We start from the raw sequence: 14,452 nt of genomic DNA, 5'->3' as shown, positions 1-14,452 counted from the left end.
ACAATGCACTTTGCGCAAATGATACTACAGTCTCAATATGGTTTCATCTTAACCAACTCTCTTCATTGTCCAGCAGTGAAAGAACATAAATATCCAATAAAAAGTGAGCTGTTAGCGCATTCATAGAAGGATGTTCAGATGCCTCGTCAAATTTATATTGCGACCACGACAGATACCAAAGGTGAAGAGCTGACATATGTCAGTGAATTGATTAAAGCCACCGGCTTGACGACAGTCACGGTTGATTTATCGACGAAAGAAGGTCCACGGGCCAGTGGTGCGGATATCTCGGCTGAGATGGTCGCGAGCTATCACCCGGATGGACGACAAGCGGTCTTTTGTGGTGATCGAGGGCGGGCGATAAGTGCAATGGCGCTGGCTTTCGAGGGGTTTATTAATAGCCGTGAGGATGTTGCTGCACTGTTAGGTCTGGGGGGATCTGGCGGCACGGCATTAATCACTCCTGCAATGCAAAGTTTGCCCATCGGTATTCCTAAACTGATGGTTTCTACTATGGCTTCGGGTGATGTTTCCGGTTATATCGGCGCGAGTGATATCGCCATGATGTATTCAGTCACCGATATTGCCGGACTTAATCGTATTTCTCGCCGAGTATTGAGTAATGCCGCCCATCAAATTGCCGGAGCGGTTTACTTTGCCAAAGCTGAGGTGGCAACCGATGACAAGCCGGCGCTGGGGTTGACCATGTTTGGCGTAACCACTCCCTGTATCCAGGCGGTCAGTGCGGCATTGTCGTCAGAATATGATTGTCTGGTTTTCCACGCCACGGGCAGTGGCGGTAAGGCGATGGAAAAATTAGCTGAAAGTGGCTTATTAGCCGGAGCGCTGGACCTGACCACCACCGAAGTGTGTGACTTGTTATTTGATGGCGTATTAGCCTGTGGGCCAGAACGATTCGATGCTATTGCCCACACTAATATCCCTTACGTCGGCTCCTGTGGTGCCTTGGATATGGTCAATTTTGGTAGCCCAGCAACCATTCCTGCAAAATATTCAGACCGTTTATTCTATAAACATAATGCGCAAGTCACGTTAATGCGCACCACTGAGCAAGAAAATATCCAAATGGCGCGTTGGATTGGCGAGAAACTCAATCGTTGTCAGGGGGAGGTGCGCTTCTTAATTCCAGAGGGCGGCTTCTCGGCATTGGATGCTCCCGGTCAGCCGTTCTGGGATGAAAAAGCCCTGAAAGCCTTTATTCAAACACTGGAAGAGACCGTTATTCAAACCGACAAACGCCGCTTAGTGCATTATCCGTTCAATATTAATGATCCTGAATTTGCACAGGCTGCGGTAGAAAACTTTAAAGAAATAGCAAAAAGCCCAACCCATTAGGGCCATTTAATTAGGGGAGAAACATATGCCAAAATTTCAGCGTCAGGCCATATTAGCCAAGTTCCGGGACATGATTGCCCGTCGCGAACCCATTATCGGCGGCGGTGCGGGAACGGGGTTGTCAGCCAAATGTGAAGAAGCGGGTGGTATTGATTTAATCGTTATCTATAACTCAGGCCGTTACCGTATGGCGGGGCGTGGTTCGCTGGCGGGGTTGCTTGCGTATGGCAATGCCAATGAAATCGTGGTCGACATGGCCAAAGAGGTACTGCCAGTCGTCAAAAATACACCGGTACTGGCTGGTGTGAATGGCACAGACCCATTCTGCCAGTTCGATCACTTTTTGGACCAGTTGAAAGACTTGGGTTTTTCTGGCGTGCAGAACTTCCCAACCGTTGGTTTAATTGATGGTAACTTCCGCGCAAATCTTGAAGAAACGGGCATGGGTTATGGCCTTGAAGTAGAAATGATCCGCTTGGCTCATGAAAAAGATTTGCTGACGACGCCTTATGTCTTCAGTGCGGCGGATGCTGTCGCCATGACGCAAGCGGGGGCCGATATTATTGTTCCTCATATGGGGCTGACGACCGGCGGTAATATTGGTGCTGATACGGCGCTGAAATTGGCCGATTGCGTGCCATTGATTAATGAGTGGGCGGCCGCAGCAAAAGCTGTGCGTGAGGATATTATTGTCTTGTGCCACGGCGGGCCAATTTCGACCCCGGAAGACGCTCAGTACATCATGGATAATTGCCCACAATGTGATGGATTCTACGGTGCCAGTTCTATGGAGCGGTTACCGACCGAAATTGCACTGACAGACACCACTAAGCAGTTTAAAAATATAAAACGTTGATATTTGCCAATACCAAAGGGAAAGCCTGTTTGTGAATTTTGCCTGATTATTGGTTGAATGAAGATGCAGGGTACACAAAACCGAGGCTGCTGTAGGCCTCGGTTTTTTTTACTCACATCACTCTACGTCGCACTTTCTGATATTCGTTAGGGAGTACCTACTTTTAACCGGTTGACAGTCTTTTTCTTCTCGGCGTAACATGCGCGCACTATTCTTGATGAGGACATTCGCCTTGGACACACCCAGTAGATACTGGCTCAAAAACCTGTTCATATGGTGCAACTTCTAAGGCTATCCTCATCTTTGCTGATAGCCTTCGTGGTTGTCAGCGACCCCGCTAAACCGTCGCTTTGAGTCAGATCTCCTTATGGTCTGAAACAAACGGTATTTCAATACTCACCTGTTTCTGTGCTTCAATGCGTTTCCCCTATCCACACCGCAAGGGAGTTTTGGCACATGCTGAGCGCATTTAAATTAAGTAACAATCGCTTATCCCGTTTGGAGCTGGATGAATCAGATGACCTGACTACCTCACTTTGGGTCGATTTAGTCGAGCCGGAAGAGGGGGAGCGGGAACGCGTCCAGTCTGAATTGGGGCAAAGCCTGGCCACTCGGCCAGAGCTGGATGATATCGAAGCCTCCGCACGATTCTTTGAAGATGAGGATGGTCTGCATATCCACTCCTTCTTCTACTACGAAGATGCAGAAGACCACGCCGGTAACTCGACTGTAGCATTTACTATCCGTGATGGCCGTCTCTATACCCTGCGTGAGCGCGAATTACCGGCATTTCGGTTGTACCGTATGCGTGCACGTAACCAGACGCTGGTTGATGGCAATGCTTATGAACTGTTGTTGGATCTGTTCGAAACCAAAATTGAACAGCTAGCTGATGAAATCGAAAATATTTACAGCGATTTGGAAGCACTGAGCCGCGTCATTATGGAAGGCCAGCAAGGTGATGAGTATGATGCGGCGCTATCTACCTTAGCAGAGCAGGAAGATATCGGCTGGAAAGTTCGATTGTGTCTGATGGATACTCAGCGGGCGCTGAATTTTCTGGTACGCAAAGCGCGTTTGCCAAGCAGCCAATTGGAACAGGCACGCGAGGTCCTGCGCGATATCGAATCTCTGTTGCCACATAATGAATCCCTGTTCCAGAAAGTTAACTTCCTGATGCAGGCGGCGATGGGCTTTATCAATATCGAGCAGAACCGCATTATCAAGATCTTCTCAGTGGTCTCGGTGGTCTTCCTGCCTCCAACACTGGTGGCATCCAGCTACGGGATGAACTTTGAGTTTATGCCTGAGCTGCGCTGGTCGTTCGGTTACCCAGGGGCAATTAGCTTGATGATTATTGCCGGTTTAGCGCCATACCTGTATTTCAAACGTAAAAACTGGCTTTAGTCTGACGCTTGGAGTTGCAGGCGTTAGCTGCAACTCCAGTTCTTGGGGGAGCGTGATGGTTAGGTACGTAGCTTGCGTTGGGTGTAGAGCGCATCTAGCGTAAACAGTAACAATGCCGCCCAGATAAAGGCGAAAGTCACCATTTTATCGTTACCGATAGTCTCTCCGTAGAAGGTTACTGCCAGAATAAACATCAGTGTTGGCCCCAAATACTGGAAGAAGCCCAGCGTAGACAGGCGCAAACGGGTAGCCGCAGCGGTGAAGAACAGCAGCGGAATAGTGGTTATCACCCCGGCGGCGGCTAATAAGATATTCAGAGACCAGGTATTGGCGCTCAGGTGGCTGGTTGGGCTATCGGCAATAAAGAACAGATAGACTGCCGCGATAGGCAATAACCACATAGTTTCAACCAGCATGCCCGTCTGGGCATCAATCCCAATTTTTTTGCGTATCAGGCCATATAAGGCAAAGGTGATTGCCAAACCCAGCCCAATGACGGGCAATGAGCCAAATTGCCATAGCTGAATTAACACACCGCCAAAAGCCAATGCCACAGCCACCCATTGCATCCGACGAAAACGTTCGCCAAGAAATAGCATGCCAAATAGCACATTGACCAACGGATTAATAAAGTAACCCAAACTGGCTTCCAGCATATGGTTGTGGTTGACCGCCCAGATAAACAATAGCCAGTTACTGGCAATCAATACGGCGGTAACGGCCAGCAATAACAGCCGCTTATGATTTCTACAGGCACTACGAACTTGCGGCCAATTGCGGCTGACGGTAAGCAGTATCAGCATAAAGAAAAATGACCAGATAATCCGATGAGTCAAAATTTCGTCAGCCGGCACCTGTTGGATTAGCTTGAAATAAGCAGGGGCAATACCCCAAATAAAATAGGCAGCCAGAGCAAAGAAAATGCCCTGACGGGTTCGTTGTTTATCCATGGTGTGGCTCGGAACAAGAAAGGAGATGCGGTGAGTGTACTGAACTTCGAGCGACTAATCATCACCGATGAAGGTCTATATCTGTCATCTTTCAAGATGCAGGGGGCTGGCTAGCATCATTCACCCAAGTCATTGAGTGATATCAACTCCTCGGGTTTATTCAGTTACCACCGACCTGCAACTCGAAATCTATTGGGTCTAATTACCCCACCAGATAGGTCGCTGTTGCGCTGGCGATATGAATTTGCTGTTCATTATGTAACTCAACTCGAGCCACTGATACCTTATTCCCACTGCGTAAAATACTGCTGCTGGCAATAAAATGCTCACCACGACCGGGGCGTAAATAATCGACACGCAGATCGATAGTCCCCATTTTAGCGAGTTTCATTTGCAGTTGTTCTTGAATCAATGGCTCGTGGCGAACCAGACTGTTACCAACGCAAACTAATCCGGCGGCAACATCCAGCACAGCGGCGATAACGCCACCATGTAGAATTCTTTGCGCAATATTACCCACCAGCTTGTCATTATTGTCGAAAGTAATTTCAGCGTAATCTTGCTCAAAGCGGGTTAGTTTCAGACCTAATTCACGGTTGAATGGCATGTGATAGACAAAAATCTCCCCGATGACACGGCGAGCTTCTTCTAGCGTTAAGGGTGTTACTGGCATTGTACTCTGTTCTCTTCGTTATTATTGGCAGGCAATAATATTGTAAGTTAATGAGTTGTTTATTTTATGCTCCTGTTTTGTTGTTTTCCAGTCGTTAAATCATAAATATAAACAACACTAATCCCAGATAACATTTGTGTGTAGAATGAGCTGTTTTCATTACAAATAGAAATAATTCGTAAGGTGATGGGGGAATAATGGGAAGATTTTGGCAGATATTAATGGCTTTGTTACTGGTGCCAGCATTGGCGCAAGCAGAAGTCGCAACGGTTGAGAAGATTCACGACGCGCCTACGGTGCGTGGCAGTATTATCGCGGCAATGTTGCAGGATCACGATAATCCATTCCTGCTTTATCCGTATGAAACTAACTATCTACTGTATACCTATACTAGTGATATCAATAAAAACGCCATCAGCTCTTATGACTGGGCTGAAAATGCCAAAAAGGACGAAGTTAAATTCCAACTGAGTTTAGGCTTTCCGATCTGGCGTGGTATCGCGGGTGATAATTCATTACTGGGCGCGTCCTACACCCAGCGTTCTTGGTGGCAGGCATCCAATAAAGATGAATCTTCGCCTTTCCGTGAAACCAACTATGAACCGCAATTATTCCTAGCATGGGCAACCGATTATGAGTTTGCCGGCTGGACATTCCGTGAAGTCGAGTTTGGTTATAACCACCAGTCAAATGGTAAGGCAGACCCAACGTCACGTAGCTGGGATCGTATTTATACCCGTGTCATGGCCCAGCGCGGTGACTTGGAAATTGACCTGAAACCTTGGTATCGTCTGCCTGAAAGCGATGAAAAAGATGATAACCCGGATATCAATAAGTACATGGGTTATTACCGCCTGAAAGTCGGTTATGCATTGGGTAATAGTGTGTTCAGTGTTGATGGCCACTATAACTGGAATACCGGTTACGGCGGCGCTGAAATGGGTTGGAGCTACCCTATCACTAAGCATGTTCGTTTCTATACCCAAGTGTTCAGCGGTTATGGCGAATCAATGATTGACTATAACTTTAGGCAAACTCGGGTGGGTATGGGTATCATGTTGAATGATGTCCTTTAACGTCATCCGGCGTTAGAAAAGTTTTAGACACAGGCCGGTTAGCCGGCCTGTGCAGATCTAATAGTTGGGGAAGAGTGTGTCAACCGCAGCAGTGATAAATCGGGAATTACTGGCAGAGCAAGTATTGCGAGAGACTTTCGGCTACCAGCAATTCCGGCCCGGACAACAGGAAATTATCAACGCCACTCTATCAGGACAAGATTGTCTGGTAGTGATGCCAACCGGCGGGGGTAAATCCTTGTGTTATCAGATTCCGGCGCTGGTGACAGATGGGCTGACACTGGTGGTTTCTCCTTTAATCTCCCTGATGAAAGATCAGGTTGACCAACTGCTGGCTTATGGCGTGGGGGCGGGGTGCTTAAACTCATCGCAAACACGTGAACAGCAATTAGCGGTGATGGATGGGTGTCGCAGCGGTCAGATTAAGCTGCTATATATCGCGCCAGAACGTCTGGTGATGGACAGTTTTCTTGATCAACTGCATCAGTGGCGTCCTGCGTTATTGGCGGTGGATGAAGCGCACTGTATCTCCCAATGGGGGCATGATTTCCGCCCAGAATACCGTGCTCTGGGCCAGTTAAAGCAACGCTTCCCTGATTTGCCCGTTATTGCACTGACCGCCACAGCCGACGAAGCGACGCGTGGCGATATTGTGCGTTTGCTCAATTTGGATCAGCCGCTGATTCAGGTCAGCAGCTTTGACCGCCCCAATATCCGCTACACGCTGGTCGAGAAGTTTAAACCGCTTGATCAACTGTGGCGTTTTGTCCAAGACCAGCGTGGTAAAAGTGGCATTATTTACTGCAACAGCCGGGCAAAAGTGGAAGACACCACCGCTCGTTTACAAAGCCGTGGCCTGAGCGTAGCCGCTTATCACGCCGGGCTGGATAATGAACGTCGCGCACAAGTGCAAGAAGCATTTCAGCGTGATGACTTGCAAGTCGTGGTTGCCACGGTGGCTTTCGGTATGGGGATAAACAAACCTAACGTTCGCTTTGTGGTGCATTTTGACATTCCTCGCACGATTGAGTCTTACTATCAGGAAACGGGCCGTGCGGGGCGTGATGGTTTACCCGCAGAAGCCATGCTGCTGTATGACCCGGCAGATATGGCGTGGCTGCGCCGCTGTCTAGAAGAGAAGCCCGCTGGTGCACAACAAGATATTGAGCGGCATAAACTTAATGCGATGGGGGCTTTTGCTGAAGCGCAAACCTGCCGTCGATTGGTTTTGCTCAACTATTTTGGTGAGGGCAAACAGCAATCTTGTGGTAACTGTGATATCTGCCTTGACCCACCAAAGCGCTACGATGGGCTAGCTGACGCGCAAAAAGCGTTGTCATGCGTATATCGGGTGGGGCAGCGTTTTGGTTTGGGGTATATCGTTGAAGTATTGCGCGGGGCCAATAATCAGCGTATTCGTGAATTTGGCCATGACAAACTCTCGGTGTACGGTATTGGCCGCGAACAAAGCCATGAACACTGGGTCAGTGTATTACGTCAGCTTATTCACCTCGGTTTATTGAGCCAAAATATTGCGATGTTCTCCGCCTTACAGTTGACGGAAGCGGCACGTCCGATACTGCGTGCTGAATTACCCTTACAACTGGCTGTACCGCGTATTCAGAGCTTAAAAGTGCGCAGTAGTGCCAACCAGAAATCTTATGGCGGCAATTATGATCGCAAATTGTTCGCGAAGTTACGCAAACTGCGTAAATCTATCGCCGATGAGGGCAATATTCCGCCTTATGTGGTGTTTAATGACGCGACCTTGCTAGAGATGGCTGAACAGATGCCCATTACCGCCAGCGAGCTATTGAGTGTCAATGGTGTTGGGCAACGTAAACTGGAGCGTTTTGGCGCGCCGTTTATGGCGATGATCCGTGACCATGTTGATAATAACGATGACTAACACATCACTTTTCCTGCGATGAGAACCTATCCATGTTAATGCTATTTTTGACAGTTGCATTGGTGCATTTGGTGGCGCTAATGAGCCCAGGGCCAGATTTCTTTTTTGTCTCGCAAACCGCCGCCAGCCGCTCGCGGGGTGAGGCGATGATGGGGGTGGTTGGGATTTCGCTGGGCATTGTTATCTGGGCGGGTGTGGCGCTCATGGGGCTGAATCTGATTTTGCAGAAAATGGCTTGGTTGCATCAGATTATTATGGTCGGCGGTGGCTTGTATTTATGCTGGATGGGTTGGCAGTTGCTAAAATCTGCCCGTGCAAAACGGGAGCCTTCAGAGGCTGAGGTGCACGTTGTGTTGCCTGCCCGTGGCCGGACTTTTATTCGCGGTTTTTTGACCAATCTTTCAAACCCTAAAGCGGTTATTTATTTTGGCAGCGTTTTCTCTCTATTTGTGGGGGATGATGTCAGTGCTGGCGCTCGCTGGGGTTTATTTGTCCTGATTGTTGGGGAAACGTTCGTCTGGTTTAGCGTGGTGGCTTGTGTGTTTGCCTTGCCGGTTATGCGCCGTGGCTATCAGCGGTTATCCCGATGGATTGATGGTTTGGCTGGGGTGTTATTCGCGGGCTTTGGTATTCATCTGATTTTATCCCGCTAATGGACAAGCCCAACCGTTCAGCGTCAGTTGGGCCACTCATCTTATACTTTTCTGGCGGTGGCCAGTAATGCACCGACCAGCATAAATAGGCCGCCAAATACTCGATTCAGTAATTTCATTTGGTGTGGTGATTTAATCCAGCCAGCAATTCGTGTTGCCAGAGTGGCATAGCCAATCATCACAATGATATCGACAATCACACTGGTGCAGCCAAGAATCAGATATTGCGCCACCTGCGGTTGATGCGGCAGCACAAATTGTGGGAATAACGCGGCCAGAAAAACAATGCTTTTCGGGTTGGTCAGGTTAACAAACACTGCGCGTTTAAAGAGCTTACGCCGTGGCATGCTGTTGGCCAGTGCATGCAGATCCAGTGCGCCCGCTGCACGCCATTGCTGAATGCCGAGCCAGATTAAATACGCCGCCCCGAGCCATTTTAAGATTTCAAATGCCAATAAAGATTGTGAAATCAATGCGCCAAGGCCCACGCCAACCAGCACAATATGTACCGCTAGCCCAAGCTGTAATCCGCAGATTGAGGCAACAACTCCGCGAGTACCATGGCTGATAGCGGTGCTCATGGTGTTAATAGCACCTGAGCCGGGGGACAAACTGAGGATCAGTGTTGTCAGCAAATAGGTTAGCCACCAGTCTAAGGTCATCGGCAAAACTCCCTGAATGTGCAATTTTATGCCACAATACTCCATTGCTAATAGTTGTGCTACGGCTCACAGAATGATGATTTGTTCACTGAACAGCGAGCGATGCTATGCCGTTAGATAATCATATGAATAACTGGCTGACCCGCGAAGAGCAGTTTGCTGCTTTTGTTAACGGGCCATTGTTAGATTTTTGGCAGCAGCGTGATGAAGATGAATTTATTGGGGTCGATAATATCCCTATTCGCTACGTCCGCTTTTGCGCACCGCAACATACCCGCGTGGTGGTGGTCGTGCCCGGCCGCATTGAAAGTTACGTTAAATATCCTGAAGTAGCCTATGATCTTTTTCAGCAGGGTTTTGATGTCATTGTGCTGGATCATCGCGGGCAGGGTAAATCCGGGCGGCTACTGGAAGATCATAATCGTGGTCATGTGATCAAGTTCGATGATTATATTGAAGATTTTTCGCAGTTAGTGCAGCGTGAATTAACGGATAGCCATTATCAGCAGCGCTTTGCTTTAGCTCATTCCATGGGTGGCGCAATTCTGACACGTTTTTTGGCAAGAGAGCCGCAGGCGTTTGATGCTGTTGCACTCTGCGCGCCGATGTTTGGTATCCATTTGCCGATGCCGGGCTGGCTGGCCCACCGTATTGTCGACTGGGCCGAAGGGCACCAAAAGCTGCGAGATTATTACGCCATTGGCACGGGCCAGTGGCGACCACTGCCGTATCTGGTCAATATGTTGACTCACAGCCGCGAGCGCTATCGCCGCTATTTGCGCCAATATGCTGATACCCCCGAAATCCGTGTGGGCGGGCCAACGTATCATTGGATCCGCGAAAGCCTGTTGGTGGGTGAGCAAATTATTGCCGAGGCAGACAAAATTACGACGCCGGTCCTGTTATTGCAGGCCAGCGAGGATCGGGTGGTTCATAACCCGGCCCACGACGCTTTTTCTCAGGCAATGACTCTGGCGGGGCACCCTTGCGAAGGGGGGCAGCCTATGGTCATTCACGGCGCACGCCATGAGATCCTGTTCGAGCGGGACACACTGCGTGCCGAGGCGCTAGGCGCCATATTGCGCTTTTTTGCGCAACACAAAACAATCAGTCGGCCAGTAGACCCCGACGTCACCAGAGGTTAGAACATACCGCTATGTATCATGTTGTTGCTTCCGATTTAGATGGCACTTTGCTGTCACCTGACCACATCCTGACGCCCTATGCCAAAGAGACACTGAAGCTGCTGACACAGCGTGATGTGCACTTTGTGTTTGCGACCGGCCGCCATCACATTGATGTGGCGCAAATTCGCGATAGCCTAGAGATCAGCGCCTTTATGATCACTTCCAACGGCGCGCGCGTACATAACACGGCAGGGGAGCTGATTTTCAGTCATAACCTTGATGCCGATATTGCCCATGATTTGTACAACATTGAGCACCATAATCCGGATATTCTGACCAACGTTTATTTGAATGATGAGTGGTATATGAACCGGGAAAGCCCGGCGCAGAAAGAGTTTTTCCGCGAATCGGTGTTTAACTATCAAGTGTTCGAGCCGGCTTTATTGCCCACTGAAGGGGTATGTAAGGTTTACTTCACTTGTGAAGATCATGACAAATTATTGATTTTGGAAGAAGCCATCAATGCACGTTGGGGCGATCGCGTGAATGTCAGTTTCTCCTTCCCGACATGTTTGGAAGTGATGGGCGGCGGGGTCTCTAAGGGCCACGCGCTTGAGCAAGTTGCCAAAATCATTGGTTATTCACTGAAGGAGTGTATCGCGTTTGGTGATGGTATGAATGATTTGGAAATGCTGTCTATGTCTGGCAAAGGCTGCATTATGCGTGATGCGCATCAGCGCCTGAAAGATATGTTGCCGAACTTGGAAGTGATTGGCTCAAATGTTGATGACGCGGTGCCACACTATCTGCGCAAGATGTTTTTAGGGACAGATAAGTAATTCATTATTTCATCTTTCAATCCGTAGGGATGTTGCCGCCTACCCGCAACTCGGAATCTCTTGGGTAGAGTAAAATAGAGCGATAAACAAAAAAATGGCGCACTCATTATAAGTGCGCCATTTTCATATTCTAGGGAATGTCAGACCATCAGCTTACTGATGTTGCCCCTGTTTTTGCAGGAACTGCACCCCTTTATCAGGGAAGTCAGTAAAGACACCGTCAACCTGTGCTTGATTGTAGATAATATCGAACAACTGATTAACGTCGGTGGCGTATTTCGGCAGTTTATCAGCCCGGATGGTATACGGATGAACCATCATATTGCTGGCATGGGCTTCTTTCACCATATTGGTCAACTTGATGTTATCTGGTGTAGAGCTTTCCACAACCAACATATGGTAGTCAGGACCGATGCCGTCAGCGTATTGCGCGACTTGTTTCATCGCGCCCGGCTTGAACATCCAGTCGTAGCTGTAATTAACCCACTTGCCGTCAGCTTTCTGTTCGTAGGTCTCATTCCAGTCGGTATAGGCCACCAGTTGAACCAGTTTCAGGTTCATGCCCATCTTCGGTTCCAGTTCGTTCTTGATACGTTTTAATTCATTTGCATCAAAACATTGCAGATAAACTTTATCTGCTTTGGTGGTGTAACCGTATTGTTTGAGCACTTCCAACACCTTGGTGGAAATATCTTTCCCTTCTTGCTGATGGAACCAAGGTGCTTTGATTTCAGGATAAATACCAATGTTTTTACCGGTTGAATGATTTAGCCCCTGAACAAATTCAATCTCTTCCTGGAAGGTGTGCACACGGAAGTCTGATTTGCCCATAGGGAAGCGGCCTGGGAAGCTCTGTACTTTTTTGCCATCTTTACCAATATCAAAGCCTTCGGTAAATTTCAGTGACTTGATCTCTGGCAGTGTAAAATCAATGGCGTAATAACGACCATCCTTACGTGCGCGGTCAGGGAAGCGGTCGGCAACATCTGTCACTCGATCCAGATAATGGTCATGCAGAACCACTAACTCATTATCTTTGGTCATCACCAAGTCTTGTTCAAGATAATCGGAACCTTGTGCGTAGGCCATAGCTTTGGCTGGCAGAGAGTGCTCAGGTAAATAGCCACTGGCACCACGATGCGCGATAACGATTTTGTCTGCGGAAGGTTTGGTGAGTGTGGATTTGTCCGAGGAAGATGACTCTGCCGCGTGTGCCATACCCGCTACTGAAGATGCCAAAATGATGCTTGCCGCCAAGGTTTTTATATGAATTTGCATTGATTATGCTCCATTTATCAATTTCAAGGTATGAAAAAGGCTGTGGCGCTATACATCCATAGATAACGACACAGCCTGTTAGAGACTTAAAGCTTAGGGTGAAAATTTACTGGTTTTGCTTTCTCGCCATCTCTTCGTGATGTTTTTTCTCGCTAAACATCACGACGAGCAGCAGCAATACAGCCAAGATGCTGCCGCCAATCATCACCATAAAGCCACCGTCCCAACCGAAGTAGTCAACGGTATAACCAACGATGGCACTGGCCGCGACCGAACCGCCCAGATAACCGAACAGACCCGTGAAGCCTGCTGCTGTACCTGCCGCTTTTTTCGGCGCTAATTCAAGAGCATGTAGACCAATCAACATGACCGGGCCATAAATCAGGAAGCCGATAGTGATCATACAAGCCATATCGATACCAGGGTTACCGACAGGGTTCAGCCAGTAAATAATGGTCGCGATAGTCACTAATGTCATAAAGAACACACCGGTAGCACCACGGTTGCCTTTAAACACTTTGTCAGACATCCAGCCGCACAGCAGCGTCCCTGGAATACCGGCGTATTCATACAGGAAATAAGCCCACGACGATTTATCCAGTGCGAAGTGTTTCACTTCTTTCAGATAGGTCGGTGACCAGTCAAGGATGCCGTAACGCAGTAAATAAACGAAAACGTTAGCAATGGCGATATACCACAGCAGTTTGTTAGGGAAAACATATTGCATGAAGATTTGCTTTGCGGTCAGCTCTTCTTCAGCTTCTTTGGTGTAGTCATCTGGATAGTCGTTTTTGTACTCTTCAATCGGCGGTAAACCTACGGATTGAGGGGTATCACGCATCAAGCCAAAGACGATCAGTGCGACCAAAATAGCCGCGAAAGCAGGCATATATAACGCCGCTTTCCAGTCGTTAAACCAAGCCATCCCGAGCAAGAACAGTAGTGGTGGTAAGCCGCCACCCACGTTATGGGCGCAGTTCCAGATAGAAACAATCCCACCACGTTCTTTCTTCGACCACCAGTGCACCATGGTACGGCCACATGGCGGCCACCCCATCCCCTGGAACCAGCCGCATAAGAACAGCAGCACAAACATCACAGCGATACTGGATGTTGCCCAAGGTACAAAGCCCATAAACAGCATCACTGCTGCGGAGAGAATCAAACCGGCGGAAAGGAATACCCGCGGGTTGGAGCGGTCAGAAACCGACCCCATGATGAATTTTGAGAAACCGTAAGCGATAGAAATACCGGATAGGGCGAAACCCAGATCCCCACGAGAGAACCCTTGTTCGATTAAATACGGCATGGCCAGAGTAAAGTTTTTACGCACCAGATAATAGGCGGCGTAACCGAAGAAGATACCCATGAAGATTTGCCAGCGTAAGCGGCGGTAGGTGGGGTCGACCTGGTCTGCGGGAAGCCGTGCCACATGTGGCGCGGGCTTAAAAATACTCAACATGAGTGCCTCCGATGGCTATTTGTTGTTTTTTGACTCCGGTATAGCCTGGTATCTATCCGGTAGTTAAACGGCAGTCGGTAGCTAAACAGCAACGCGACTGTCGTTTATGTTCCATAACGAACGCCATGCTAGATAAATTCTTGGTATTTATCTGTGAGTGATGGCGCATTTGTTACAGTTATATGAAAGCGGCGGCAATTTTGA

Annotated in this window: 13 protein-coding genes; 8 read left to right on the top strand and 5 right to left on the bottom strand. The window is 48.6% G+C overall.

What is annotated here, in order from left to right:
• Positions 1 to 138: 138 nt before the first annotated feature.
• The 3 genes from ACIOG0_RS20755 (at position 139) to corA (ending at position 3,619) form a co-directional block, all read left to right on the top strand.
• The gene (locus ACIOG0_RS20755; protein WP_050141119.1) at positions 139 to 1,356 is read left to right on the top strand and encodes a Tm-1-like ATP-binding domain-containing protein; all 1,218 of its coding nucleotides are present in this window, start codon (positions 139 to 141) and stop codon (positions 1,354 to 1,356) included.
• Between the two features lie 25 nt (positions 1,357 to 1,381).
• A complete protein-coding gene (locus ACIOG0_RS20750; protein WP_050100964.1) occupies positions 1,382 to 2,212 on the top strand; it encodes a phosphoenolpyruvate hydrolase family protein in 831 nt (276 codons plus the stop codon).
• A gap of 456 nt (positions 2,213 to 2,668) precedes the next feature.
• Entirely contained in the window at positions 2,669 to 3,619 is a 951-nt protein-coding gene (gene corA / locus ACIOG0_RS20745; protein WP_050100965.1) for a magnesium/cobalt transporter CorA, read from the top strand.
• A gap of 59 nt (positions 3,620 to 3,678) precedes the next feature.
• Here the strand turns inward: corA and rarD are convergent, their stop codons facing one another.
• Both rarD and ACIOG0_RS20735 read right to left on the bottom strand, forming a co-directional pair.
• A complete protein-coding gene (rarD, locus tag ACIOG0_RS20740) occupies positions 3,679 to 4,569 on the bottom strand; it encodes an EamA family transporter RarD (protein WP_050100966.1) in 891 nt (296 codons plus the stop codon).
• Positions 4,570 to 4,771: 202 nt separating this feature from the next.
• On the bottom strand, positions 4,772 to 5,242 hold the full coding sequence (locus tag ACIOG0_RS20735) for a thioesterase family protein (RefSeq protein ID WP_050100967.1): 471 nt from the start codon (positions 5,240 to 5,242) through the stop codon (positions 4,772 to 4,774).
• A gap of 197 nt (positions 5,243 to 5,439) precedes the next feature.
• Here ACIOG0_RS20735 and pldA point away from each other — a divergent pair, with 197 nt between their 5' ends.
• From pldA to rhtC, 3 genes are all read left to right on the top strand, one after another.
• On the top strand, positions 5,440 to 6,318 hold the full coding sequence (gene pldA / locus ACIOG0_RS20730; RefSeq protein WP_050100968.1) for a phospholipase A: 879 nt from the start codon (positions 5,440 to 5,442) through the stop codon (positions 6,316 to 6,318).
• A 76-nt stretch (positions 6,319 to 6,394) separates the two neighbouring features.
• Complete coding sequence (gene recQ, locus ACIOG0_RS20725; RefSeq protein WP_050100969.1) at positions 6,395 to 8,227, top strand: ATP-dependent DNA helicase RecQ; 1,833 nt, start codon at positions 6,395 to 6,397, stop codon at positions 8,225 to 8,227.
• Between the two features lie 32 nt (positions 8,228 to 8,259).
• On the top strand, positions 8,260 to 8,880 hold the full coding sequence (gene rhtC / locus ACIOG0_RS20720) for a threonine export protein RhtC (protein WP_050141120.1): 621 nt from the start codon (positions 8,260 to 8,262) through the stop codon (positions 8,878 to 8,880).
• Positions 8,881 to 8,921: 41 nt separating this feature from the next.
• Here rhtC and rhtB read toward each other — a convergent pair whose 3' ends face one another.
• Positions 8,922 to 9,542 (bottom strand): homoserine/homoserine lactone efflux protein, encoded by a 621-nt coding sequence (gene rhtB, locus ACIOG0_RS20715; RefSeq protein ID WP_050100971.1) that lies wholly within the window; start codon positions 9,540 to 9,542, stop codon positions 8,922 to 8,924.
• A gap of 107 nt (positions 9,543 to 9,649) precedes the next feature.
• Here rhtB and pldB point away from each other — a divergent pair, with 107 nt between their 5' ends.
• Positions 9,650 to 10,687 (top strand): lysophospholipase L2, encoded by a 1,038-nt coding sequence (pldB, locus tag ACIOG0_RS20710; RefSeq protein WP_050100972.1) that lies wholly within the window; start codon positions 9,650 to 9,652, stop codon positions 10,685 to 10,687.
• Between the two features lie 11 nt (positions 10,688 to 10,698).
• Positions 10,699 to 11,508, top strand: coding sequence for a sugar/pyridoxal phosphate phosphatase YigL (gene yigL / locus ACIOG0_RS20705; protein ID WP_050100973.1), 810 nt, complete (start codon positions 10,699 to 10,701; stop codon positions 11,506 to 11,508).
• Positions 11,509 to 11,661: 153 nt separating this feature from the next.
• On the opposite strand, the gene glpQ is transcribed toward yigL, so the two are convergent.
• Entirely contained in the window at positions 11,662 to 12,786 is a 1,125-nt protein-coding gene (gene glpQ / locus ACIOG0_RS20700) for a glycerophosphodiester phosphodiesterase (protein ID WP_050100974.1), read from the bottom strand.
• A 106-nt stretch (positions 12,787 to 12,892) separates the two neighbouring features.
• Complete coding sequence (gene glpT, locus ACIOG0_RS20695) at positions 12,893 to 14,248, bottom strand: glycerol-3-phosphate transporter (protein ID WP_050100975.1); 1,356 nt, start codon at positions 14,246 to 14,248, stop codon at positions 12,893 to 12,895.
• Positions 14,249 to 14,452: the final 204 nt, after the last annotated feature.

The organism is Yersinia vastinensis, from assembly GCF_044905075.1.
GTDB classification, from domain to species: Bacteria; Pseudomonadota; Gammaproteobacteria; order Enterobacterales; family Enterobacteriaceae; genus Yersinia; species Yersinia vastinensis.
Note: the sequence above shows the minus strand (reverse complement) of the source record. Positions and strands in the feature narration are given on the sequence as shown.

Excerpts from the sequence above, each read along its gene's own strand:
- ACIOG0_RS20755 (WP_050141119.1), top strand. The coding sequence starts at position 139 with ATGCCTCGTCAAATTTATATTGCGACCACGACAGATACCAAAGGTGAA.
- ACIOG0_RS20750 (WP_050100964.1), top strand. The coding sequence starts at position 1,382 with ATGCCAAAATTTCAGCGTCAGGCCATATTAGCCAAGTTCCGGGACATG.
- corA (WP_050100965.1), top strand. The coding sequence starts at position 2,669 with ATGCTGAGCGCATTTAAATTAAGTAACAATCGCTTATCCCGTTTGGAG.
- rarD (WP_050100966.1), bottom strand. The coding sequence starts at position 4,569 with ATGGATAAACAACGAACCCGTCAGGGCATTTTCTTTGCTCTGGCTGCC.
- ACIOG0_RS20735 (WP_050100967.1), bottom strand. The coding sequence starts at position 5,242 with ATGCCAGTAACACCCTTAACGCTAGAAGAAGCTCGCCGTGTCATCGGG.
- pldA (WP_050100968.1), top strand. The coding sequence starts at position 5,440 with ATGGGAAGATTTTGGCAGATATTAATGGCTTTGTTACTGGTGCCAGCA.
- rhtC (WP_050141120.1), top strand. The coding sequence starts at position 8,260 with ATGTTAATGCTATTTTTGACAGTTGCATTGGTGCATTTGGTGGCGCTA.
- rhtB (WP_050100971.1), bottom strand. The coding sequence starts at position 9,542 with ATGACCTTAGACTGGTGGCTAACCTATTTGCTGACAACACTGATCCTC.
- pldB (WP_050100972.1), top strand. The coding sequence starts at position 9,650 with ATGCCGTTAGATAATCATATGAATAACTGGCTGACCCGCGAAGAGCAG.
- yigL (WP_050100973.1), top strand. The coding sequence starts at position 10,699 with ATGTATCATGTTGTTGCTTCCGATTTAGATGGCACTTTGCTGTCACCT.
- glpQ (WP_050100974.1), bottom strand. The coding sequence starts at position 12,786 with ATGCAAATTCATATAAAAACCTTGGCGGCAAGCATCATTTTGGCATCT.
- glpT (WP_050100975.1), bottom strand. The coding sequence starts at position 14,248 with ATGTTGAGTATTTTTAAGCCCGCGCCACATGTGGCACGGCTTCCCGCA.